We start from the raw sequence: 2,379 nt of genomic DNA, 5'->3' as shown, positions 1-2,379 counted from the left end.
ACCGGCCCGGCTCCCGGGCCGCGGGTGCCGGGAGGACGGCGGTCAAGGGCTCCGCCGTCCCCCGGCGGGCGGGGTGCAGGAGGCCAGTTCCCGCAGCAGTTCGGCGCGCAGCCCGGGATCCGGGCCGGGGTCGGCCGCGAGCGCGCGGGTGAAGTCCGCCGCGGCGGCCGCCGGGTCGCCGAGCCGCCGATGGGCCAGCCCCCGGTTGAGCAGGGCGACCGGATCGGGGTCCAGGTCGACGGCGCGGTCCAGATCGGCGACGGCGCCGGGGACGTCGCCCCGTTCGAAGCGGATCGCCGCGCGGTTGGCCCACGCGGCGGGCAGGTCGGGGAAGTGTTCGACGGCCCGGGTGAGCAGGGCCTCCGCCTCGGGGAGCCGGCCGTGTTCGCCCGCGACCAGGGCGAGCACGCAGAGCAGGTGCGGCTGGTCGGGGGAGAGTTCCAGGCCGGCGTGCGCGTCGCGTTCGGCCAGGTCGAGTTCACCGGCGTCCAGGAACAGGCCGGCCCGGTTGACCAGGGCGTCGAGGTGGTCCGGCTCGATCCGCAGGGTCCGGTCGAGGTCGGCCAGCGCCGCCTCCGGACGCCCCAGGTCGGAGTGGGTCCCGGCGCGGTTGAGGTACGCCTCGGGAAGGTGCGGGCCGAGCCGGATCGCGGTGCCGTAGTCGGCGATCGCCTCGTCCGGCCGCCCGGTGGCCCGGTGAAGGGCCGCCCGGTCGACGTAGTACTCCGCGTTCTGCGGGTCCTGCGCGATCACCGTGTCGAGGTCGGCGAGCGCGCGGACCGGATCGCCCAGCGCGAGGTGCAGCTGGGCCCGGTTGTGCACCAGCCGCGCGCGGTCCTGGGGCCGTTCGCCGGGCGCCAGGGTCTGCGCGAGCCTCGCGATGCCGTCCTCGACCGTGCGCAGCGCGGCGGAGTGGTCGCCGGCACGGCTGTCCAGCAGGGCCAGGCCCTGGCGGTGGAAGACGGTGGTGACGGTGCGCTCGCGCGGGTCCTCGATCCGCTCGGCGAGGGCCAGGGCGCGGTCCAGCCAGGTGCGGGCGGCGGCGAGGTCCCGGTCGGGCGCCGGCAGGTGGCGGGCGTGCAGCATCGCGGTGGAGTAGGCCGCGGACAGGTGGATCCTCGGCTCGTCGGTGGCCCGCCGGACCCGGTCGTAGAGCGCGAGCGCCTCGGCCGGGCGGTCGAGGGCGGTCAGCGCGGTGGCCAGCATGGTGGTGAAGGCCCACCAGTTCCGGGTGTCCGTGGCCGGGGTGACCAGCCGCAGGCCGCGCTCGGCGAGCCGGACGGTGTGCTCGTAGAAGCCGCTCTGCAGAGCGGAGCCGAGCGCGGTGCGCAGCGCCTCGACGCCGTCGGTCGTCGGCCGGGTGCCGCGTTCGCGGTGGTAGGGGAGCGCGCCCAGCCGCCAGGACCACTCGCCGGTCGCGGCCAGTGCGTCGGCGCGCTCGTCGTGCCAGGCGGGGTCGTGCGCCTCGGCGGCGTCCTCGGGGGCCGCTTCGGACGGGGTGACGGCGAGGGGCTCGGCGCAGCCGCCGACGGAAGCGGCGAGCGCGTCGGGCAGCGAGGCGCCTCCGACGTACAGCCTCAGCCGGGACGGGTCGACGCGCCGCAGCAGCGTCCCGACGAGTTCGACGGTGGTGCCGTCCGCCTCGTCCACCCCGTCGAGCACGACGGCGGCCGGCGACCGCCGCTCGGCCGCCCAGGCCGCGACGAACTCGGCGATCCCGTAGGCGAGGTGGCGGGTGCGGCGGGCCGGGTGGAACCTGATCTGGACGTCCGCGACATCCAGTGCCGCGACGGCCTCGGTGGCCCACGGCATCGCGGGCTTGAGGTCCCGCACCGCGCAGAGGAGTTCGACCTGGTGCCGGACCACCAGCGGGGACCGCCCCTGATCGAGCACGAGGCGGCGGACGAACTCGCCGACACCGCCGTAGGGTCCGCGTTCCCAGACCCGGCAGTCGAAGGCGCCCAGGAGCCCTTCGGCCCCGGCGGCCGCCGCGCGCCGGTCCCGGGGCAGCGCCGCCTCCACCCAGACGTGCCGCATGTTCGACCCCAGCCCCTTCTCGTGCCGCCGCGGATGCCTGGTGGCGCGCCAGGGCTCTCCGAACGCCCTGGCGCGCCACCGGTGTCAGTGGTGGTGCGCCGGAGTTACCAGCACCACTCGAACCAGAGCCGGCGGGTGTTGCCGGACAGCGCGACGGTGTCGGACTTACGGATGCTCATCTTCCGCATGTCAGTCTCCTTCGGTGTGGGGGTGGTCGGCCGGTGATCACGGCGACCTGCGCCCATAGTGGTGACAATTCGTATGAACTGTCAAGGAATTGAGCGTTCCGCTCGTCGACGGCAGACATGACGCCGCCCGGCCGCCGGTAACTGACGTCACGGT

At 75.6% G+C, this 2,379-nt stretch carries 1 protein-coding gene; it reads right to left on the bottom strand.

The genetic code is table 11. The features are described 5' to 3' along the window. Positions 1 to 42 precede the first annotated feature (42 nt). Positions 43 to 2,037, bottom strand: a complete 1,995-nt coding sequence (locus tag ABD308_RS23245) for a tetratricopeptide repeat protein (protein ID WP_344338190.1) — start codon at positions 2,035 to 2,037, stop codon at positions 43 to 45. Positions 2,038 to 2,379 lie beyond the last annotated feature (342 nt).

Origin of the sequence: Kitasatospora putterlickiae (assembly GCF_039527695.1) — a bacterium.
Taxonomy (GTDB): domain Bacteria; phylum Actinomycetota; class Actinomycetes; order Streptomycetales; family Streptomycetaceae; genus Kitasatospora; species Kitasatospora putterlickiae.
The sequence above is the reverse complement of the archived record's forward strand: the minus strand, read 5'-3'. Positions and strand labels throughout refer to the sequence as shown.

What these genes read in the sequence shown, in the direction of transcription:
- ABD308_RS23245 (WP_344338190.1), bottom strand. Translation starts at nt 2,037, where the DNA reads ATGCGGCACGTCTGGGTGGAGGCGGCGCTGCCCCGGGACCGGCGCGCG.